The 18,192-nt window shown below is 67.3% G+C and carries 21 protein-coding genes; 15 read left to right on the top strand and 6 right to left on the bottom strand.

The window, feature by feature from the left end:
• The first annotated feature begins 29 nt into the window (after positions 1–29).
• Positions 30–806, top strand: a complete 777-nt coding sequence (locus RSE14_RS13840; RefSeq protein ID WP_324074612.1) for a DUF4163 domain-containing protein — start codon at positions 30–32, stop codon at positions 804–806.
• A 32-nt stretch (positions 807–838) separates the two neighbouring features.
• Positions 839–1,666, top strand: coding sequence for a type I methionyl aminopeptidase (gene map / locus RSE14_RS13845; protein ID WP_324074614.1), 828 nt, complete (start codon positions 839–841; stop codon positions 1,664–1,666).
• Between the two features lie 170 nt (positions 1,667–1,836).
• On the opposite strand, the gene RSE14_RS13850 is transcribed toward map, so the two are convergent.
• The 3 genes from RSE14_RS13850 to ccmA are packed head-to-tail and all read right to left on the bottom strand — an operon-like array spanning position 1,837 to position 3,589.
• A complete protein-coding gene (locus tag RSE14_RS13850) occupies positions 1,837–2,334 on the bottom strand; it encodes a hypothetical protein (RefSeq protein WP_324074617.1) in 498 nt (165 codons plus the stop codon).
• A 2-nt stretch (positions 2,335–2,336) separates the two neighbouring features.
• On the bottom strand, positions 2,337–2,987 hold the full coding sequence (locus RSE14_RS13855; protein ID WP_324074619.1) for a heme exporter protein CcmB: 651 nt from the start codon (positions 2,985–2,987) through the stop codon (positions 2,337–2,339).
• Positions 2,984–3,589, bottom strand: coding sequence for a heme ABC exporter ATP-binding protein CcmA (ccmA, locus tag RSE14_RS13860; RefSeq protein WP_324074621.1), 606 nt, complete (start codon positions 3,587–3,589; stop codon positions 2,984–2,986). Before ccmA ends, RSE14_RS13855 begins: the two co-directional genes overlap by 4 nt.
• A gap of 62 nt (positions 3,590–3,651) precedes the next feature.
• Between ccmA and RSE14_RS13865 the strand changes: the two genes are divergently transcribed.
• A complete protein-coding gene (locus RSE14_RS13865) occupies positions 3,652–3,957 on the top strand; it encodes a 4a-hydroxytetrahydrobiopterin dehydratase (RefSeq protein ID WP_324074623.1) in 306 nt (101 codons plus the stop codon).
• 153 nt (positions 3,958–4,110) lie between these two features.
• On the opposite strand, the gene RSE14_RS13870 is transcribed toward RSE14_RS13865, so the two are convergent.
• Entirely contained in the window at positions 4,111–4,935 is an 825-nt protein-coding gene (locus RSE14_RS13870; protein ID WP_324074625.1) for an SDR family oxidoreductase, read from the bottom strand.
• Positions 4,936–5,004: 69 nt separating this feature from the next.
• Positions 5,005–6,966: a S9 family peptidase gene (locus tag RSE14_RS13875; RefSeq protein WP_324074628.1), complete on the bottom strand. Its 1,962-nt coding sequence runs from the start codon at positions 6,964–6,966 to the stop codon at positions 5,005–5,007.
• A 125-nt stretch (positions 6,967–7,091) separates the two neighbouring features.
• On the opposite strand from RSE14_RS13875, the gene RSE14_RS13880 reads away from it, so the two are divergent.
• Positions 7,092–7,403 carry a GIY-YIG nuclease family protein gene (locus RSE14_RS13880; RefSeq protein ID WP_324074631.1) on the top strand — a complete coding sequence of 104 codons (312 nt, stop codon included), beginning with the start codon at positions 7,092–7,094 and terminating at the stop codon, positions 7,401–7,403.
• A gap of 40 nt (positions 7,404–7,443) precedes the next feature.
• Here RSE14_RS13880 and RSE14_RS13885 read toward each other — a convergent pair whose 3' ends face one another.
• Positions 7,444–8,061, bottom strand: coding sequence for a DNA-3-methyladenine glycosylase family protein (locus RSE14_RS13885; protein WP_324074633.1), 618 nt, complete (start codon positions 8,059–8,061; stop codon positions 7,444–7,446).
• Positions 8,062–8,168: 107 nt separating this feature from the next.
• Here RSE14_RS13885 and RSE14_RS13890 point away from each other — a divergent pair, with 107 nt between their 5' ends.
• From RSE14_RS13890 to RSE14_RS13940, 11 genes are all read left to right on the top strand, one after another.
• Positions 8,169–8,486, top strand: a complete 318-nt coding sequence (locus RSE14_RS13890) for a 2Fe-2S iron-sulfur cluster-binding family protein (protein WP_324074635.1) — start codon at positions 8,169–8,171, stop codon at positions 8,484–8,486.
• A gap of 22 nt (positions 8,487–8,508) precedes the next feature.
• Positions 8,509–8,880: a DUF1905 domain-containing protein gene (locus RSE14_RS13895; RefSeq protein WP_324074637.1), complete on the top strand. Its 372-nt coding sequence runs from the start codon at positions 8,509–8,511 to the stop codon at positions 8,878–8,880.
• Positions 8,881–8,931: 51 nt separating this feature from the next.
• Entirely contained in the window at positions 8,932–9,960 is a 1,029-nt protein-coding gene (locus RSE14_RS13900) for a cysteine synthase A (protein WP_324074639.1), read from the top strand.
• Positions 9,957–10,367, top strand: a complete 411-nt coding sequence (locus RSE14_RS13905) for a hypothetical protein (RefSeq protein WP_324074640.1) — start codon at positions 9,957–9,959, stop codon at positions 10,365–10,367. The genes RSE14_RS13900 and RSE14_RS13905 overlap by 4 nt, the downstream gene beginning before the upstream one ends.
• A complete protein-coding gene (locus tag RSE14_RS13910; protein ID WP_324074642.1) occupies positions 10,342–11,076 on the top strand; it encodes a hypothetical protein in 735 nt (244 codons plus the stop codon). Before RSE14_RS13905 ends, RSE14_RS13910 begins: the two co-directional genes overlap by 26 nt.
• A 395-nt stretch (positions 11,077–11,471) precedes the next feature.
• On the top strand, positions 11,472–11,963 hold the full coding sequence (locus RSE14_RS13915; protein ID WP_324074643.1) for a division/cell wall cluster transcriptional repressor MraZ: 492 nt from the start codon (positions 11,472–11,474) through the stop codon (positions 11,961–11,963).
• On the top strand, positions 11,963–12,904 hold the full coding sequence (gene rsmH / locus RSE14_RS13920; protein WP_324074645.1) for a 16S rRNA (cytosine(1402)-N(4))-methyltransferase RsmH: 942 nt from the start codon (positions 11,963–11,965) through the stop codon (positions 12,902–12,904). Before RSE14_RS13915 ends, rsmH begins: the two co-directional genes overlap by 1 nt.
• Positions 12,901–13,473 (top strand): hypothetical protein, encoded by a 573-nt coding sequence (locus RSE14_RS13925; RefSeq protein WP_324074647.1) that lies wholly within the window; start codon positions 12,901–12,903, stop codon positions 13,471–13,473. Before rsmH ends, RSE14_RS13925 begins: the two co-directional genes overlap by 4 nt.
• A gap of 5 nt (positions 13,474–13,478) precedes the next feature.
• The gene (locus tag RSE14_RS13930; protein ID WP_416379384.1) at positions 13,479–15,194 is read left to right on the top strand and encodes a peptidoglycan D,D-transpeptidase FtsI family protein; all 1,716 of its coding nucleotides are present in this window, start codon (positions 13,479–13,481) and stop codon (positions 15,192–15,194) included.
• Complete coding sequence (locus tag RSE14_RS13935) at positions 15,194–16,684, top strand: UDP-N-acetylmuramoyl-L-alanyl-D-glutamate--2,6-diaminopimelate ligase (protein WP_324074650.1); 1,491 nt, start codon at positions 15,194–15,196, stop codon at positions 16,682–16,684. Before RSE14_RS13930 ends, RSE14_RS13935 begins: the two co-directional genes overlap by 1 nt.
• Positions 16,681–18,162: a UDP-N-acetylmuramoyl-tripeptide--D-alanyl-D-alanine ligase gene (locus tag RSE14_RS13940; protein WP_324074652.1), complete on the top strand. Its 1,482-nt coding sequence runs from the start codon at positions 16,681–16,683 to the stop codon at positions 18,160–18,162. The genes RSE14_RS13935 and RSE14_RS13940 overlap by 4 nt, the downstream gene beginning before the upstream one ends.
• Positions 18,163–18,192 lie beyond the last annotated feature (30 nt).

Here is an 18,192-nt window from a genome sequence, read left to right on the forward strand (position 1 = left end):
GGGGGTCTGGCAGGGGTCTGGCGGCGATCATGGCCGCCGTTCTGGCCTGCGTCGCTCCGGGCGCGGCGCTCGCCCAGTCAGTGCCAACTGCGGGTCAAGCCGCACCCAAACCCGATCTGAGATCGCAGCTTGTCGAGCACGAGGGCACGGGCAATGCCACCCGCGACTTCGTCTATCGCTGGCCGGCTGCGGTCTCGGCCATCCCCGCGCTTGCCGCACAACTCGCCGCCGAGCGCGAGCGGCTGCTGGCCGAGCAGAAAAGCGAATGGCAGACCTCGCTCAAGGAATTCGCGGGCGAGGATTGCGGCGGCTGCACGATCCGCGATTTCCAGAAGACCTGGAAGGTGGTGACCAACCTGCCGCGCTTCCTCTCGCTCTCGGTCGAGGTTTATGAATACACGGGCGGCGCCCACGGCAATTACTACACCGATGCGCTGCTGTGGGACCGGCAGGCCATGGCCGCGATCATGCCCGAAGACCTGTTCCGCTCCCCCGCCGCCTTGCAGGATGCGCTGGGGGCGGAATGGTGCAAGGGGCTGAAGGCCGAGCGGATCAAGCGCATGGGCGCCGAGACCAGCCAGGTGATCGAGGATGACGGGATTTTCCCCTGCCCGCCGATTGCCGATCTCGCGGTGCTGCTCGGCTCGTCGAACAGGCGCCGCTTCAACCGCATCGGCCTGATCGCCGCGCCTTACGTGGCGGGCTCCTATGCCGAGGGGCAATATGAGGTGACCCTGCCCGTCACCGCCAAGGTGCTCGCCGCGGTCAAACCCGAATATGCCGCCGCCTTCGCAAGGGCGAAGTAGCAATTTGCGCTGGCCCTCGCTATGTGGGGGCCATGCACGAATACCAACTCGTTGACGGCGATCAGACCGTCTACCGCGACGGCACCATCAAGCTCCACACGGCTGAGGGCTTTGAAGGCATGCGCAAGGCAGGCCGCCTTGCCGCCGAGATCCTCGATGCCTGCGTGGAGCTGGTGAAGCCCGGCGTCACCACCGGGGCCATCGACGATGCGGTGCGCGGCATGATGCTGGATGCGGGCGCGATCCCCGCAACGCTCGGCTACCGCGGCTATGCGCATAGCTGCTGCATCTCGATCAACCATGTGATCTGCCACGGCATTCCGGGCGACAAGGTGCTGAAGGATGGCGACATCCTCAACATCGACGTGACCCCGCTGGTGGACGGCTGGCACGGCGATACCAGCCGCATGTTCTACGCGGGCGAGCCCTCGCTGAAGGCGAGGAAGCTGGTCGAGGTGACCTATGAATGCCTGATGCTCGGCATCGCGGCGGCGCAGCCGGGCGCGCGGCTGGGCGATATCGGCGCGGCGATCGAGGCCCATGCCAACCAGTTCCGTTACGGCGTGGTGCGCGAGTTCTGCGGCCACGGCCTCGGCCGCCTGTTCCACGACGCCCCCGAAGTGGTCCACGCCGCCAAGGCCGGGACGGGGCCGGAGCTGAAGCCGGGCATGTTCTTCACCATCGAGCCGATGATCAACCTCGGCAAGCCCTGGGCCAAGGTGCTCGGCGACGGCTGGACCGCAGTGACGCGCGACAAATCGCTGAGCGCCCAGTTCGAGCATTCGATCGCGATCACCGAAACGGGCAACGAGATCTTCACGAAAAGCCCGACGGGTCGGGACTGCCCGCCTTACGTTTAGGTTTTTGCACGCCCCTCCGGGCGCGCGATCCTCGCCAGAACTGCAGCAAGCTGCCCCCGCTGCGGGCGGGCGCCGGAGCGCTTTGGCGCCCTTGCCCCCCTTTTCGTCATCCCGGACTTGATCCGGGATCCAGCTTCCTTCCCGGCTGCGAAAAATAGCGGGCCCCCGGCTCAAGGCCGGGGAGACGCCCCTCCCGCGCCGCCCTGATCGCTGCGCCTCTCGAACGGCATCAAGCCCGGCACAGGCTCGATTTCGCGACATTGGGCGGTGCCGATCACCTCGCGTTCCTGCGATTCTGCATTTGCGGTCAGCCAATGGGTGAGCACCAGACTCTTTCGATCAATCGAGCTGTTGACCTTAGGCCAACCGTTTGACAATCGGTTCCGATAAAGCCAGATCGCATCGGTCTCGTATCTGACCCCGAAGCTCGTCCTCCCCCTTGGGTGGTTATGCGGCCTGCCGTACGCGAGCCGGCGCTCAGCGTTGATGGCAAGGGTCATGCTGGCGTAATCCCCGCTCACGGCGGTGCATTCGAGATAGAGATCGCGCTCGGCTGTCGCAGCCGAGTCCTGTGCGGCGGCCGGGCGGGTTAGGGGTAATGGCGTGGCTCCGGCCGCAACCATTGCCGCCACTGCCGCCATTGCCAACCGCCGGGCTTGCTTGTGCATGATCAGTTCTCCCGAGCAGCCCTGATCGCTGCCCCTGCGGCGAAGGGCGCGATTGCCACCAGCGCGAGACTGATCGCGCCGACGAAGCCTAGGCTCGCGACGTCCTGACGGGCCAGCGCGCCTGCGCCGAAGATCAGGATCGGGAGCGCGAGCGGGATCAGCAGCAGGCCCGAAAGCGCCGCGCCTGCGCGCAAGCTTGCGGTGAGCGCGGCGATCATCAGCCCGATGGCCGCAAGCCCCGGCGTGCCTGCGACAAGGCCGAGCAGCAGGATATCGAAGGTCTCGCCCTCGATCTTGAGCAGCGCGGCGGCGGGGAAGGTCGCCAGCAGCAGCGGCGGGCCGAAGCTCAGCCAGTGGGCGATAAGGCGCACCGCCATCATCGCCTCTTCCGTCATCCCGCGCAGGCGCAGCTGGTCGAAGAAGCCGAGTTCGATGTCGCGCGCCACCAGCTTTTCGAGCGGCAGGATCGCCGCCAGCAGCGCCGCGATCCACACCACCCCGCCGCCGGTCTTGAGCATCAGGTTCGCATCCGGCCCGACCGCGAAGGGGAACAGCATGGCGACCGCGACGAAGAACACCACGGGCAGGGCCGCGCCGCTGCCGGTGAAGGGGAAGAACTGCGCGAGGTCACGGCGGAGCAGGGCGGCGATCATGCGTCCTCTCCCGCAGGGGCAAAGTCCTCGATCGCAAAGCTCGTCATGCCCGGCACATCGAGCGCCTGGTGCGAGGCGATCAGCGCGATCCCGCCGCCCGCGCAATGTTCGCGCACCAGCGTGCTGACGAGGCTTTGCGAGGCGGCATCGAGGCCAGAGACCGGCTCGTCGAGCAGCCAGACGGGGGCGGCCTGTCCGATCACGCGGGCGAGGGCTGCGCGCTTTTTCTGGCCCGTCGAAAGATAGCGCACCGGCACTTCGGCCAGCGCATCGAGGCGCAGGCGCTCCATGATCGCGGAGCTTGTCTCCGCCCCGTCGAGCGCGAACCAGAAGGCCAGTGCCTTGCCCAGCGGCAGGGCGGGGTCGAGCCCGGTGCGCTCGTCCAGCAGCGCGAGCGCGCCCTCGCGGTTGACGCTGCCGGCATAGGGCGTGGTGAGGCCCGCCAGCGCGCGGATCAGCGTCGTCTTGCCCGCGCCATTCGCGCCCGTCACATGGCACGCCGCGCCCGCCTCCAGCCGGAACGACAGCCGCCGGAACAGCAGCCGCTCGCCGCGGCGGCAGGCGAGGTTGTCAGCAACAAGGGACGGCAGCGAGGCTTGCATCGGCGGCCAGCGTTAGGGAAAAGGCGGCGCGCAAACAAGCGACCCGCACAAGGAACCCGTCAATGTCCGTCCCCGAATTCACCTCTGACCAAATCACCGCATTGCTGGCGGCGCACCCCGCGTGGGCGCTGGCGCGCGAGGGCAAGGCGATTGCGCGGACCTTCCGGTTCAAGGATTTCTCCGAAGCCTGGGGCTTCATGAACCGCGTCGCCCTGCTCGCCGAGGCGCAGGACCACCACCCCGAATGGTTCAACGTCTACAACCGGGTCGAAGTGACGCTGACCACGCATGATGCGGGCGAAAGCGGCGGATTGTCGGCCCGCGATGCCAAGCTCGCTTCGACGATCGACGGGATAATCGGCAGCTGATCGCGCTGGTTCGGCCCGCCATCGGACGGGCCGCAAGCGCGAACGCGCGCCCGCAGCGGAAGCGAAGCTGAACCGCCGCAGGCGGGACACCCGCGCGTCAGCGCGTGTGAGCGAGGATTTCGCATCGCGGAGGCGATGCGGACACAAAAACTCTTACCGCCCCAGCAATCCCTGCCGCCCCGCAGCGCGCTGCTGCTTGCGCACCTTGCCGGGCATCCAGCGCTTGGCAAAGGCGAGGCTGCGCGCGGTCTTGCCGACGAGGTAATGCAGATCGTCTCCGTGGACCGCGTTCCACACCGCCTGCGCAACCTCTTCCACCGGCGTGATCTCCAGCCCGGCGGCGGTGACGCGGGTGCGGATGTTCTCGTTGGTCTTGCGGTTGCCGGTGCCGTCGAGCAGCGGGGTCTCGATGAAGCTCGGGCAGATCGAGGAGACCTTGATCCCGTCGGGCGCCCATTCGGCATCGAGGCTCTCCGCGATCCCGCGCACGCCGAATTTGGTGGCGGAATAGACGCTCATCCCGCTGCCGCCGGTGAGGCCCGCAGCGCTGGCGATATTGACCAGCGCGCTGCCCGGCGCGCTTGCCTTGAGGTAAGGATAGGCCGCCTGCGCGCCGTAGAGCACCCCGCGCAGGTTGATGTCGAGGCAGCGGTCGATCTCTTCGACCTCGAGCTCGGCCAGCGGGCCTCCGGTACCGATCCCGGCATTGTTGACCACCACGTCGATCCGCGATCCGGCGGCGGTGTTGAAGGCCGCGAGCGCCTCGTCCCACGCCGCGCGGTCACGCACATCGAGGCGGTGCATATATTTGAACCCGCCCTCGATCAGGCCGAGCGTGTCCTCCATCCCTTCGACATTGACGTCGGCAATCCCGACGAACCACCCGCGCTCGCCGAAATGGCGGGCGACAGCGCGGCCGATGCCCGATGCCCCGCCGGTGATGAAGATGCTGCGCCGTTCTGCCCCTGAGACTACCATGGTGATCCCTCTCCGATTGCTGTTTGCAACCCATCTAGAGCGGACTGACACGCTTGTCAGCAGGGCAAATCAGGTGACGAGCGCGGCTTCCAGACCTTTCACATGACCCGCGCCCTCGATGATCTGCGCACTCGCCGGTGCCAGCGCATCGCCCAGCGGCTCGGCGCGCCCGCCGAGACATTCGGCAAGGAAGTTCTCGGCAATGGCATAGAAGGCGATGCTGTTTTCGGGCCGCGCAAAGCCGTGGCCCTCATCGGGGTAGAGCACATAGGTGACCGGAATCCCCGCCGCCTGCATCGCGCCCACGATCTGGTCGCTTTCGGACTGCTTGACGCGCGGATCATTGGCCCCTTGCGCGATGAGCAGCGGCTTGGTGATCTGGTCCGCCTTGTAGAGCGGGCTCGCCGCGCGCAGCAGGGCAAGGCCCTCTTCGGTCGAGGGATCACCCATGCGTTCGTGGAAGATCTTCACCATCGGCGCCCAGTAGGGCGGAATGGTGGAGAGCAGGGTCTCAAGGTTCGACGGCCCGACGATATCCACCCCGCAGGCGAAGACTTCAGACGTGAAGGTGAGGCCCGCAAGCGTCGCATAGCCGCCATAGGAGCCGCCCATGATCGCGACCTTGTCCTTTTGCGCAATGCCCTGCGCCACGGCCCAGTCGACCGCGTCGATCAGGTCGTCATGCATCGCGAGGCCCCACTGCTTGTTGCCGGCATTGATGAAGCCCTTGCCGAACCCGGTCGAGCCGCGGAAATTGACGCTGAGGACGCCGTAGCCGCGATTGGCGAGCAGCTGGTGCGCGGAATTGAAGCCATAGGCATCGCGCGCCCACGGCCCGCCATGGACCAGCAGCACCATCGGCACAGGAGCGTCGGGCCGCCCGTCGCCATCGGCATCACTGCCCGGCGGCAAGGTGAGGTAGCAGGGCAGGGTGAGGCCGTCGCGGCTGGCGATTTCGAGGGGGTGCATCGGCTGGAGCGGCGCGCCTTCAAGATCGGGGCGGGAGACGTAGAAGGGGATCAGCGTCTGCGTTACCCGGTCATAGATGAAGGTGCGCACCGGCCTGGTCAGCGGGTCGTTCCAGACGATCCACACCGTGTCGTCATCGGTGCGGCTGTTGACGCCGAAATCGCCTTCGAGCCGCTCGCCCAGCCATGCCAGCGCGGCGGCGATGCCGGGGTCAGTCGCGACCCACTGCCTGGTCAGGTAATTGACCGCATAGGCCTCGACCTCGCCGGTGACCGGATGGCGCAGGGTGCTGGTGATATCGGCGCGCTCGTCCTCGGCGATCAGGCGCTTTGCGCCGGTCGCGGTGTCCTGTGCGAACAGGGCGGCGGTGTCGCGCCCGCGGCTGTCGATCCAGTAGAGCGTCGCGCCGTCCGCCGTGTAGCCTGCGGGCGCAGTGGTGAGCGCATCTTCCATCGCCGAGGTTTCGAACGGCTCGGCTTCCACCACATTGTCCGTCACCCGGAAATAGTCCGTCCCGCCCGCCTCGTTCTGGCGCATCGCCATGCGCAGCACCAGATTGTCGTCCGCCATGAAGCCGGCATAGGCATTGTTCTCGATCACCAGCTCCAGCGCGCCGGTGGCCAGATCGAGCATATGGACATCGTGCCACTGCGGATCGCGGTTGTTGAGGCCGAGCAGCAGCCGGTCCTTGATCGTGCTCGACGCGCCGACCAGATCGACGCGGGTGTTTTCAAACGGGGTGAGGGTGGTCTCGGCCCCGCTGGCGATGTCGACGCGGTAGAGCAGGAAGTTCTCGTCCCCGCCCTTGTCCTGAATATACATCACAGCGCTGGCATCTGGCGCCCAGAAGTGCTGGCGGATCGGGCGTGTCGTGGCACTGGTCACGGCGCGGGCGGCCTCGGGATCGGCAGCGGGCGCGATCCAGATGTTGAGCACGCCGTCCTTGGGCGCGATCCAGCTGAGCCACTGCCCATCTGGGCTGATCAGCCCCTGCATGCGGACAGGATTGCCGAAAAGCGCAGCGCGCGGGATCAGCGGGGTTGTGTCGGATTGTGCGGTCATGGTCTCTCCTGTGTTGGACAGGTAAGACACCATGCGCGGGGCTGCAAGCCTTCCCCGAGCCGTCGCCCCGTGCCTGACACGGGGCTTGGCTTTTCTTTCTTCCCCATTGCCGCAATACTCGGCGAATGGCGAAGGGCGGCTGGGTCTACATCATGGCAAACCGCTATCGGGGCGGCATGTATGTTGGCGTGACGGCCAATGCCCTGTCCCGTGTGTACCAGCACCGTGAAGGCACAGGCTCACGCCATGTCGCGGACTTCGGAAAGACGCGGCTCGTCTATGTCGAGCGCCATGAAGAGATCGAACAGGCGATCGCCCGCGAAAAGCTCGTCAAGAAATGGCGGCGCGAATGGAAATTTGCGCTGATTGAGGCCGAGAATCCCGACTGGGACGATCTGTGGCAGCGATGGTTCGCTTCGCCGCTTGAAGAAGGTTAGCCAAGCCCCGTGTCAAGCACGGGGCGACGAAATTTTGCGCCTAGAGCGCCGGGTTGGCGTAGAAGTGCCAGGTGAAGATCGCCATCGCCCCGCGCTGGGGGGACCAGTCTTGCGCCAGAGCGCGGGTGGCTTTTTCCGCCGGGCGTTCGGGCATATCGAGCAGGCGCTTCACCCCTTCCTGCACGGCGAGATCGCCCGCGGGCCAGATATCGGCGCGGCCTTCGGCGAAGAGGAGGTAGATTTCGGCCGACCAGCGCCCGATGCCCTTGATGCGGGTGAGGAGGGCAATGGCTTCCTCGTCGTCCGCAGGCAGGTTGTCGAAATCGACCTCTCCGGCCTCGACCAATTCGCACAAGGACCGCGCATAGCCCTGTTTCTGGCGCGAGAGGCCGCAGGCGCGCAGGGTCTCGAAATCGCGCGCCAGAAGGCAGGCAGGGGTGAAGTCGGGGCCGAGTTCGGCCTCCAGCTTCCCCCACATCGAAGCCGCTGCCGCGACCGAGACCTGCTGGCCGACGATGGTGCGTAGCAAGGTGGTGGTGCCGCGCTCACGGATGCGCGGTTCGGGATAGCCGATGCGCGCGATTTCCTGCGCCAGACGCGGCTCGCGCGCGCCGAGTGCATCAAGGTCTGCCCGCAATTTTTCGCCTGTCAGCCCCACTCGCACTTTCCTTAACTTGCACTGGTCGCCAGACTGCCTTAGCAGCGCGAGCGAACCTCTCACAGCGCCTGTTCTTGCGCGCAATAGCCGAAAAGGAAGCCCTATCCATGCCCAGACTGGTCGTCACCAACCGCGAAGGCGCCACCAGCGAGATCGAGGTCAGCGAAGGCCTCACCGTGATGGAAGCGATCCGCGACAACGGCTTTGACGAACTGCTGGCGCTGTGCGGCGGCTGCTGTTCGTGCGCGACCTGCCACATCCATGTCGATCCGGCCTTCGCCGACAAGCTGCCCAAGATCAGCGAAGACGAGGACGATCTGCTCGAATCCTCCGATCACCGTGGCGCCACGAGCCGCCTGTCGTGCCAGATTCCCTTCACCGCCGAGCTTGACGGCCTGCACGTCACCATCGCTCCGGAAGATTGATTTCAGGCGGGCGGGGCAGCCGATGGATGCTGACCTCGCCCGGTTCCTGCGCGACGAATTGGGCCATGCGCCCGAAGGCAGCGCGGCTGGCCCTTGGGTAGTGCGCGGCCCCGTATGGCTGTGGCAGGGCAGCGACGGCGCGCCCGCCAAGGGAAGCTGGTATTTCCTCACCATCGATGGCGAGACTGCGCAGGCGATCCGCGGCGCGGCGGTGAACGCGGCGGCCTGGGGCTCGGTCTATGTCGCGGTGACGATCGGCTCCACCACATGGCGCACCTCGCTGTTCCCCTCCAAACAGGCGGGTGGCTGGCTGCTCCCTCTCAAGGCCGCGGTGCGCAAGGCCGAGAAAATCGCGGAAGGGACAGTGGTCGAGGCGGAGCTGAGCCTCACGTGACAGGGCAGGGCTGGCTTGCCCCGCGCCGCATCAGGGCTTAACTCTGCCCCCATGAACATCACCCAGCCCTTTGGCGATACGCTCGCACTTATCGGCAACACCCCGCTGGTCCGTCTGGCCGGCCCCAGCGAAGAGGCGGGCTGCGACATCTGGGGGAAGTGCGAATTCGCCAACCCCGGCTCCTCGGTGAAGGACCGCGCGGCCCTGTGGATCATCCGCGATGCCGAGGCGCGCGGCGAATTGCAGCCCGGCGGCACGGTGGTCGAAGGCACGGCGGGCAACACCGGCATCGGCATTGCGCTGGTGGCCAATGCGCGCGGCTACAAGACGATCATCGTCATGCCGGACAACCAGTCCAAGGAGAAGATGGACACCCTGCGCGCATTGGGCGCGGAGCTGGTGCTGGTGCCGCCGACCAAGTTTGCCGACGCGGGCCACTTCGTCCACACCTCGCGCCGCCTTGCGGAAGAAACGCCGGGCGCGGTGTGGGCCAACCAGTTCGACAACATCGCCAACCGCCGCGCGCATATCGAAGGCACGGCGCCCGAAATCTGGGAGCAGCTGGGCGGGCGGGTCGATGGCTTCACCTGCGCGGCAGGCACCGGCGGGACGATTGCGGGGGTGGGGCTCGGGCTCAAGGCCTTCGATGAGAACATCCGCATCGCGCTCACCGATCCGCATGGCGCAGCGCTCTATAACTACTATGCCCACGGCGAGCTGAAGGCCGAAGGCTCTTCGGTTGCCGAAGGGATCGGGCAGGGGCGCATCACGGCCAATCTCGAAGGCGCGCTGATCGACACGCAATACCGGGTCTCGGACGAGGAGGGCCTCGTCTGGGTCGAGCGGCTCTTGAAGCAGGAAGGCCTGTGCCTCGGCCTCTCGTCCGGCATCAATGTCGCGGGCGCGGTGAGGCTGGGCAAGGAACTGGTGGCCGAGGGGCGCGCAAAGCCGCAGGTCGTCACGATCCTGTGCGATACGGGCTTCCGCTATCTCTCGACGCTCTACAATGCCGACTGGCTGGCCGCGAAGGGCCTGCCGGTGTTCGGCTGGCTGGCGCGTTCAGAGGCAGGCGTGGCATGACGCGGCCCTCGCTGCTCTCACGGCTGAAGGGCATGACCCAGCGCAGCCTGTTCGATGGGCCCCGCGCTTCGCCGGCGCCGACGATCGATCCCGATCCCGATTTCGCCACCCCGCCCGCGATTGCGCGGCAGGAGGCGATCCAGCGGCTCCAGATCGGGGTCACCGGCATTGCCGCGATGGTGCTGCTGGTGGGGCTGGCGAGCATCATCGGCTCGCAGGCCGACTTTACGGAGGAAGCCGCCGTCCCCGAAGCTGCGCCCACCACCGAGCCTGCGCCTGCCCCCTCGCAGGCCAATCCGCTCGCCGATGCGGGCGTGGTGCCCGATATCGCGGCAGAGCCTGCCGCCGCACCCTCCGGCGCGCCGGAGCCGGCTGCGGGCAATGGCAATGCGCCTGTGGGTCAATAGGCAGAGCGCGGCGCCCGCGCTCGCGCTGCTGCTGGCGGCGTGCGGTGCGGCACCGGCCCAGGAGCCGCCGCAAGCGACCCCCGCGCTGGGGTTGATGACGAGCCTGCCGCTCTACTGGGCCGAAGGCGCTTCGCTCGCCGATATTGCCGCAGGCACCGCCGCCCTGCCGTGGCAGCGCCGCGCAATCGAGACGCGCTACCGCATCGTTCCGCTCGATACGCTATCGCCGATCCCCGCGCTTTCCCCGGGCGGGCCGGAGACCGATCCCTTGAAAGGGCTGGTGCGGCTCGCGGTGATCCAGCCGCGCGGGCTTTCGCCTGCCGATAATGTCGCGCTCGATAGCTGGGTGCGCGGGGGCGGGCGGCTGCTCATGGTGCTCGATCCGGTGCTGACGGGCGAATATGCAGCGCCGCTGGGCGATCCGCGCCGTCCGGTCGATGCTGCCCTGATCCCGCCGGTGGTGGAGCGCTGGGGGCTGAGCACCTCCTTGCCTGCCGACGAAACGGCACAAGGCCATGTCGGCAAGGTCGACCTGCTCCCCGCTGGCGCCAAGGCCTGCACGCAGCCCGGCAGCGCCATCGCACAGTGCCGCATCGGCAAGGGCGAGGTCACGCTGATCGCGGACGCCGCGCTGTTCGAGCATGCCGAACTGGCGGGCGAGGGCGGGGATGAGATCGCCCGGGTGCTGACCGCCGCCTTCGATCAGTAACCTTCGGGGATTTTGCGGGAGAGCAGGGACTCGGAGCGGGACTCGGGGGCCTTGCGGCCGGGAAAATCACGGGAAAGGGGCATTTTTAGGCGGGATTCGGGGGTTCCAAGGGGCGCTGAACTCAGGGAAACTGCGGGTTCGGGTCAGAATAATGACAAGAATCCATAGTTTTGCCGAGTTTTCCCGCGATTTCCCGTAAAAATCCCTTTCATCCCGCGACCTTCCCCGATATTAATGTGGTCCATCAAACATGTCTGTTTGCGATGCGCGCGGCTGGTGGAGCCGGCGTGCTGCCTCGCCATGCGCGCGGGCGGCGGCGGAGAAGGCATGTCTGGTGATCGTGCCGGTCTCGTGGGGAGGTCGGTCCGTATCGGGGCAAGAGGGGATCGGCATCAGTGTCGGGTTTCGGAGGATATAGTGGACAGGCCTTTTCGCCCGCGGGCGACAAGGGTCGCTTTGTCCTGCCCTCCGCCTTCCGCAAGGCCGTGAAGGAAAGCTCGGACGGCCGCATCCTGTGCCTCGCCGCCCACGACCGCTTCGCCTGCCTCGTCGGCTTCGGCCTCTCGCGCACCGCAAAGCTCGACGCCCAGCTTGAGCGCGAGGAAGAGCGCGCGATCCGCCTCGGCCTTGCCGATTTCGACCGCGATGTGCGCGCCCAGCAGCTCTTCGGCTTTGAACAGCTCCCCTTCGACGAAAGCGGCCGCTTCGTCATGCCCGAGCATCTGCGCGATCTCGGCAATGTCGGCGAGGGCCTCTATTTCCAGGGCGCGGGCGATTTCTTCTTCGTCTGGAACCCGGACGAGCTCGACCGCATGGGCCCCGAATGGAAGGGCGCGCAGGCGGCCTGCGCCAAGCTGGTCGCCGCCGCAAAGAAGGGGGCTGCGTGATGAGCGATGCGCCCCACATCCCCGTGCTGCTCGATGAAGTGGTCGAGGCCATCCGTCCGGCTGCCGGCATGACCATCGTCGATGCCACTTTCGGCGCGGGCGGATATTCGACTGCCCTGCTCGAAGCGGGTGCGGTGGTCCACGCCTTTGACCGCGATCCCGATGCGATTGCCGCAGGGGCCGCGCTGGTGGCGCGCTACGAAGGCCGGCTGGTGCTGCACCCCGCGCGCTTCTCGCAGATGCGGGCAGAGCTTGCCGCTATCGGCATTACTGAGGTTGATGCCGTGGTGATGGATATCGGCGTCTCCTCGATGCAGCTCGATCAGGGTGACCGCGGTTTTGCCTTCATGCATGACGGCCCGCTCGACATGCGCATGAGCCAGTCGGGCGAGAGTGCTGCCGATTTCCTCAACACCGCTGACGAGGAAGCCATTGCCAACGTGCTCTACCGCTTCGGCGAGGAGCGCCAGTCGCGCCGTGTTGCGCGCGCGATCGTTGCTGCGCGTCCGCTGGCGACCACGGGCGAACTCGCCCGCGTGGTGCGCCGCGCTCTCGGCCACAAGCCACACGACAAGAAGGATCCCGCCACCCGCACCTTCCAGGCCGTGCGCATCCATGTGAACGACGAGCTGGGCGAACTCGAAGCAGGGCTCGCCGCAGCCGAAGCGCTGCTGCGCGAAGGCGGCGTGCTCGCCGTGGTGAGCTTCCACAGCCTTGAAGACCGCATCGCCAAGCACTTCCTGCGCGAAGCCAGCGGGGCGGGCCGTGCCGTCTCGCGCCACCTGCCCGGCGAAATCGCTGGCCCTGCGCCCACCTTCACCCGCGTTTCCAAGGGCATCCGCCCCACCGAAGCCGAAACCCTGCGCAACCCGCGTGCGCGTTCGTCCACCCTGCGCCATGCGATCCGCACCATGGCACCGGCAAGGAGCATGGCAGCATGATCAACGGACTTCAGGCTCGTTCGCTCGGCTGGATGGCGGTGCTTGTCACCTGCCTTGCCCTGATGGTGGTGCTCAGCTTCAAGGTGCACGCGGTGAAGAGCGAAGTGCTGCTCGCCGAGCGCCAGATCCTCGGGTTGAAGCGCGAGGCGATGCTGCTCGAAACCGAGTTCGAGACCCGCGCGAGCCAGCGCCAGCTGGCGGCGTGGAACGCGGTCGAATTCGGCTATGAAGCACCGCGCGCCGATCAGTTCCTCGATGGCGAGCGCCAGCTCGCAAGCCTCGGCCAGCGCCGTGCACCCGGCAGCCCGGCGCCGATCATGCTGGCCCGCGCCGAAGCGCCGGAGGGCAGCCCCGAGGCCGCAGCCGCCATCGCCAAGGCCGAAGCGCCGATGCGCTCGCCGCTGTCGGGCGCGAAGGTGACGCTGGCTTCGGCCTCCAAGGAAAAGGACGCAGGCGAGGTCTTTGCCCAGGCCTTTGGTGATTTCCTCGGCGATGCCTCGCCGATCCGCCCCGCGCAGGCCCAGTCGATGGTTGCCAAGGGCATGAGCGCGAAGGGGTTGGCCGAATGAGCGCGATGGCTGCCGCTGCAGCCGTCCCCTCGATCCCCGCCGGGCGGGTCCAGCGCGTCAACCTGCGGGCGCAATTGCTGTGGACCGCGCGCTTCCGCATCCTGTGGGTGATGGCCGTGTTCGCGCTGGTGACCCTGATCGCGCTGACGCGGATCGTGGCGCTGGCCTTTGACGGGCAGGCGCCCGAGCGCACCAGCCTTGCCGAAGCCCTGCTGCCCCCGCGCGGCGAGATCAGCGATCGCAACGGCGTGCCGCTGGCGCGCGCATTCCCCGCCTATGCCCTGTGGTTCGATCCGGCCGCGATGGGCGATACCGGCGCGCCGCTGGTGCGCTCGCCGCAGGAAGTCGCGCGCGAGTTGAAGACGATCTTCCCCGATATCGACGAGGCGCGCATGGCCGCGCGTCTCGCCTCGGGCCGCGCGGGCTATCTGCGCCGCCGCCTGCTGCCCGAGGAAGCCAACAAGGTCTTCGCGCTGGGCGAAGTCGCGCTGGAAATCCCGCGCGAGACCGATCGTCACTATCCGCAAGGCACGCTCGCGGCCCATGTGCTGGGCTATGTGGTCGAGGACGAGGGCGGCAAGCTGGGCATGGAAGAGGTGCTGGAAAAGCGCCTCGCCGATCCGGCGCAGCGCGGCGAGGCGGTGGCGCTGTCGCTCGATGTGCGGGTGCAGGGCGCGCTCGAGGACGAGCTGCGGCGCGGAATGCTGGCGACCAATGCGCTGGGCGCGGCCGGCATCGTGCTCGATGTCGACACCGGCGAAGTCATGGCGATGGCGAGCCTGCCGGAGTTCGATCCCAATGTGGCCGGTGCCAACGGGGCCAAGAACGTCTTCAACCGCGCCACCAACGGGGTCTACGAGCTCGGCTCGACCTTCAAGCCGCTGACTGTGGCCGCCGCGATGGACGCGGGCGTGGTGAGCGATCTGTCGCGCCAGTGGAATGCCGCGCCGGTGCCGGTGGGCAGCCGCACGATCAAGGATTCGCACCCGCTCGGCGCCAGCCTCAACGCGCCCCAGGCGCTGGTCCACTCCTCCAACACCGTCACCGCCCGCATCGCCGATGCGCTGGGGCCGGAACGGTTGCGCAGCGCGATGATTGATCTTGGCATGGACCGCCGCCCGTTCATCGAACTGCCCGCCAAGGGCCGGCCGATCTGGCCGCAGGGCAATTGGAGCCGGGTGACCAACATGACGGTCGGCTTCGGGCATGGCCTTGCGGTCACCCCGCTGCACCTTGCCAGCGCCTATGCGGCGATGGTGAACGGCGGGATCTGGCGTCCGGCCACCCTGATGAAGCTCGATCCGGCCGATGTGCCGCGCGGGCGGCGGGTGTTCAAGGAATCGACCTCCTCGCGCATGCGCCAGATGCTGCGCATGATCTCGCTCTACGGCACCGGCCGCAGTGCCGATGCCAAGGGCTACCGCGTGGGCGGCAAGACCGGCTCGGCCGAAAAGGCGGGCGTGGGCGGCTATAACAAGACCGCGCTGGTGTCCTCCTTTGCCGCAGCCTTCCCGATGGATGCGCCGCGCTATGTCGTCGTGGTCGTGGTGGACGAGCCCAAGGGCACGGTCGCCAGCTCGTTCCAGCGCACGGCGGCCTTCACCTCGGCCCCGGTGGTGGGCCGTCTGGTGCCGCGCATCGGCCCAATGCTGGGCGTCCAGCCCGACGAGCAGCGCGATGTCGATATCTCGGATCTGCGTTATCTGGTGGACAGCCACTGATGCGCCTCGATGAATTGCTGGCCAAGGCAGGACTGACGGCTGCGGGCGGGGATGCAGGCGATGCCGCGATCACCGGCTTTGCCATCGATCACCGCAAAGTTGCGCCCGGCACGGTGTTCGGCGCTTTTGCCGGCGCGCGCTTCAATGGCGAGGACTTCATCCCCGCCGCGATCGAAGCGGGCGCGGTGGCGATTGTCGCGCGGCCCGAGGCCCGTGTTGAAGGCGCGCTCCACATCAAGGACGCCGAGCCGCGCCGCGCCTTTGCGCGTCTGGCGGCGGGCTTCTTCGCCCCCTATCCCGCCACCATCGTCGCGGTGACGGGCACCAACGGCAAGACCTCGACTGTCGAGATGACCCGCCAGATCTGGCGCATGGCGGGCGAGCGCGCGGCGAGCATCGGCACGCTGGGTGTCACCACGCCCGACGGCTCGGTTTCGACCGGGCTTACCACCCCCGACATCGTCACTTTCCTTGCCAATATGGCGGGCCTTGCGCGCGAGGGCGTGAGCCATGTCGCCTATGAGGCGTCAAGCCACGGGCTGGACCAGTATCGCAATGAGGGCCTGACGGTCTCGGCCTCGGCCTTCACCAATTTCACCCGCGATCACCTCGATTACCACGGCACGATGGAGGCCTATTTCGCGGCCAAGATGCGGCTGTTCACCGAAGTGGTCGCGCCCGGCAGTCCGGCTATCATCCATGACGCGGGCGAGGCTTGCGAATGGACCGCACGAGCGATTGCGCAAGCCGAAGCGCGCGGATTGCAGGTGCTAAGCGTGGGCGAGGGCGGGAACTTCCTGCGGCTGACAGCTCGCAAACCCGGCCAGTTGGGGCAGGTTCTTCACATCGAGCATGAAGGTGGTTCGCGGAAGGTCAATCTGCCGCTGATCGGCGCCTATCAGGCCGCCAATGCGCTGGTCGCCGCTGGCTTTGCGCTCGCGACCGGTGTTCCGGCCTCTACCGTGTTCGATGCGCTCGGCCGCTTGCAACCGGTGCGCGGACGGCTGGAGCGGGCAGCGATCAACGCTGCGGGCGCGCCGGCCTATGTCGATTATGCCCACACCCCCGATGCGCTCGAAGCCGCGATTGCCGCGCTGCGTCCGCATGTGGCAAGCGGTGGCCGGCTGATCGTGGTGTTCGGCGCAGGGGGTGACCGCGACGTTGGCAAGCGGCCCGAAATGGGCGCCATCGCCGCGCGCGATGCAGACGTGGCGATTGTCACCGATGATAACCCCCGCAGCGAGGACCCGGCTGCGATCCGCGCTGCAATCATGGCGGGAGGCGGCGGGGCCTTGCGCGAAATCGGCGACCGCCGCGCAGCCATCGCCGCCGCGATTGCCGAAGCGGGCGCCAGCGACATCGTGCTGATTGCGGGCAAGGGCCACGAACAGGGACAGATCTTCGGGTCAGGAGAAAGCATGCGGATCGAGAAGTTCGATGATGTCGAAGTCGCGCGCGAATGTGCCGGTGCCGGGAGCGCAGGCGCATGAACCTTGCAAGCCCCCTGATGCACCCCGCCTTGCGCGTCTGGCCGGTCACGCCTGCCGACACGATGCCGCTCGCCCTGTGGACCGCAGGCGAAATTGCCGAGGCTTGCGGAGGCATCGCCAGCCATGATTTTCAGGCCTCGGGCGTGGAAATGGACTCGCGCGATGTGAAGTCGGGCGACATCTTCGTCGCGCTCAAGGGCGAGGCGATGGATGGTCACAAGTTCCTACCCCAAGCCTTTGAAAAAGGCGCGGTCGCAGCCATTGTTGATCGCCCCGTCGATTATCCGCATGTGCTGGTGCAAGACACCACGGCGGCGCTCCATGCGCTGGCTGAATTTGCGCGTGAGCGCTCACAAGCAGTGCGCATCGGCATCACCGGATCGGTCGGCAAGACGGGCATGAAGGAAGCGATCTTCACTTGCCTCGATCGCGCTAGCCGGGGCGCGGCGCATCGTTCGGTGCGCTCCTACAACAATCATGTTGGCGTGCCGCTCAGCCTTGCGCGGATGCCAGCCCGCGCGAAGTTCGGCGTGTTCGAGATGGGGATGAACCATCGCCACGAAATCGCACCGCTCTCGGCCCGCGTGCGCCCGCACGTCGCGCTGATCACCACGATTGCCCCGGCCCATATCGAGAACCTCGGCAGCCTTGAGGCGATCGCGGACGAGAAGGCGGAAATCTTCACCGGCCTCGTGGAAGGCGGCACCGCGATCATTCCGGCGGACAGCGAATGGGCCGATCGCCTGATCGCCCATGCCCGCAACTGCGGCGCGACGATCATCACCTTCGGGCGCAGCAAAGACGCCGATGTGCGCCTGCTCGATGCGATCCCGGCGGCGGGCGGCGGGGCGCTGGTGACGGCGGACCTCGGCGACCGGCGCATCTGCTACACCGTGGCCGAACCCGGCGAGCACTGGATCGTCAATTCGCTGGGCGTCATGGCCGCCGTGCGCGCGGCGGGCGGCGATCTGGGCGCGGCGGGCCTTGCTCTGGCGGAAATGGGCGGCCTCAAAGGGCGCGGCGCGCGTCACGAGATTGCGCTGGACGGCGGCACCGCGCTGCTGATCGACGAAAGCTACAACGCCAACCCCGCTTCGATGCGCGCAACGCTGAAGGCACTTGCCGCCACGCCTGCCACCCGCCGCCTTGCGGTGCTGGGTTCCATGAAGGAACTGGGCGACTTTGCCGATGCCTTCCACCGCCAGCTGGCCGAGCCGCTGGGCGAGGCGGGCGTCACCCATGCGATCCTCGTGGGCGAGGAGATGCGCGCGCTCGCGGAGGAACTGGGGAAACTGTCCGGCGCTGCGCTTGGCAAGGCCATCACCTTCGCCCATTGCGGATCACCTGCCGAAGCCATCGCGGCACTGGGACAATATGGTCTTGCTCCCGGGGACGCGGTGCTGGTCAAGGGCTCCAATTCGGTGGGTCTGGGCAGGCTGGTGTCACATTTTACCGATAAGGCCCGCGCGGGAGGCTGACGCCCAAGCTACCGGGCACCGAGGAATAGC

The sequence above is a fragment of the Erythrobacter sp. genome, assembly GCF_035194505.1.
Classification (GTDB): domain Bacteria; phylum Pseudomonadota; class Alphaproteobacteria; order Sphingomonadales; family Sphingomonadaceae; genus Erythrobacter.

Bases quoted from the DNA above. Each gene is read 5' to 3' on its own strand.
- RSE14_RS13910 (WP_324074642.1), top strand. From the start codon at position 10,342: ATGGCAATGCGCCTGTGGGTCAATAGGCAGAGCGCGGCGCCCGCGCTC.
- RSE14_RS13855 (WP_324074619.1), bottom strand. From the start codon at position 2,987: ATGATCGCCGCCCTGCTCCGCCGTGACCTCGCGCAGTTCTTCCCCTTC.
- RSE14_RS13940 (WP_324074652.1), top strand. From the start codon at position 16,681: ATGAACCTTGCAAGCCCCCTGATGCACCCCGCCTTGCGCGTCTGGCCG.
- RSE14_RS13850 (WP_324074617.1), bottom strand. From the start codon at position 2,334: ATGCACAAGCAAGCCCGGCGGTTGGCAATGGCGGCAGTGGCGGCAATG.
- RSE14_RS13935 (WP_324074650.1), top strand. From the start codon at position 15,194: ATGCGCCTCGATGAATTGCTGGCCAAGGCAGGACTGACGGCTGCGGGC.
- RSE14_RS13895 (WP_324074637.1), top strand. From the start codon at position 8,509: ATGGATGCTGACCTCGCCCGGTTCCTGCGCGACGAATTGGGCCATGCG.
- RSE14_RS13925 (WP_324074647.1), top strand. From the start codon at position 12,901: ATGATCAACGGACTTCAGGCTCGTTCGCTCGGCTGGATGGCGGTGCTT.
- RSE14_RS13890 (WP_324074635.1), top strand. From the start codon at position 8,169: ATGCCCAGACTGGTCGTCACCAACCGCGAAGGCGCCACCAGCGAGATC.
- RSE14_RS13900 (WP_324074639.1), top strand. From the start codon at position 8,932: ATGAACATCACCCAGCCCTTTGGCGATACGCTCGCACTTATCGGCAAC.
- RSE14_RS13870 (WP_324074625.1), bottom strand. From the start codon at position 4,935: ATGGTAGTCTCAGGGGCAGAACGGCGCAGCATCTTCATCACCGGCGGG.
- RSE14_RS13875 (WP_324074628.1), bottom strand. From the start codon at position 6,966: ATGACCGCACAATCCGACACAACCCCGCTGATCCCGCGCGCTGCGCTT.
- RSE14_RS13865 (WP_324074623.1), top strand. From the start codon at position 3,652: ATGTCCGTCCCCGAATTCACCTCTGACCAAATCACCGCATTGCTGGCG.
- map (WP_324074614.1), top strand. From the start codon at position 839: ATGCACGAATACCAACTCGTTGACGGCGATCAGACCGTCTACCGCGAC.
- rsmH (WP_324074645.1), top strand. From the start codon at position 11,963: ATGAGCGATGCGCCCCACATCCCCGTGCTGCTCGATGAAGTGGTCGAG.
- RSE14_RS13905 (WP_324074640.1), top strand. From the start codon at position 9,957: ATGACGCGGCCCTCGCTGCTCTCACGGCTGAAGGGCATGACCCAGCGC.
- RSE14_RS13840 (WP_324074612.1), top strand. From the start codon at position 30: ATGGCCGCCGTTCTGGCCTGCGTCGCTCCGGGCGCGGCGCTCGCCCAG.
- RSE14_RS13930 (WP_416379384.1), top strand. From the start codon at position 13,479: ATGGCTGCCGCTGCAGCCGTCCCCTCGATCCCCGCCGGGCGGGTCCAG.
- ccmA (WP_324074621.1), bottom strand. From the start codon at position 3,589: ATGCAAGCCTCGCTGCCGTCCCTTGTTGCTGACAACCTCGCCTGCCGC.
- RSE14_RS13880 (WP_324074631.1), top strand. From the start codon at position 7,092: ATGGCGAAGGGCGGCTGGGTCTACATCATGGCAAACCGCTATCGGGGC.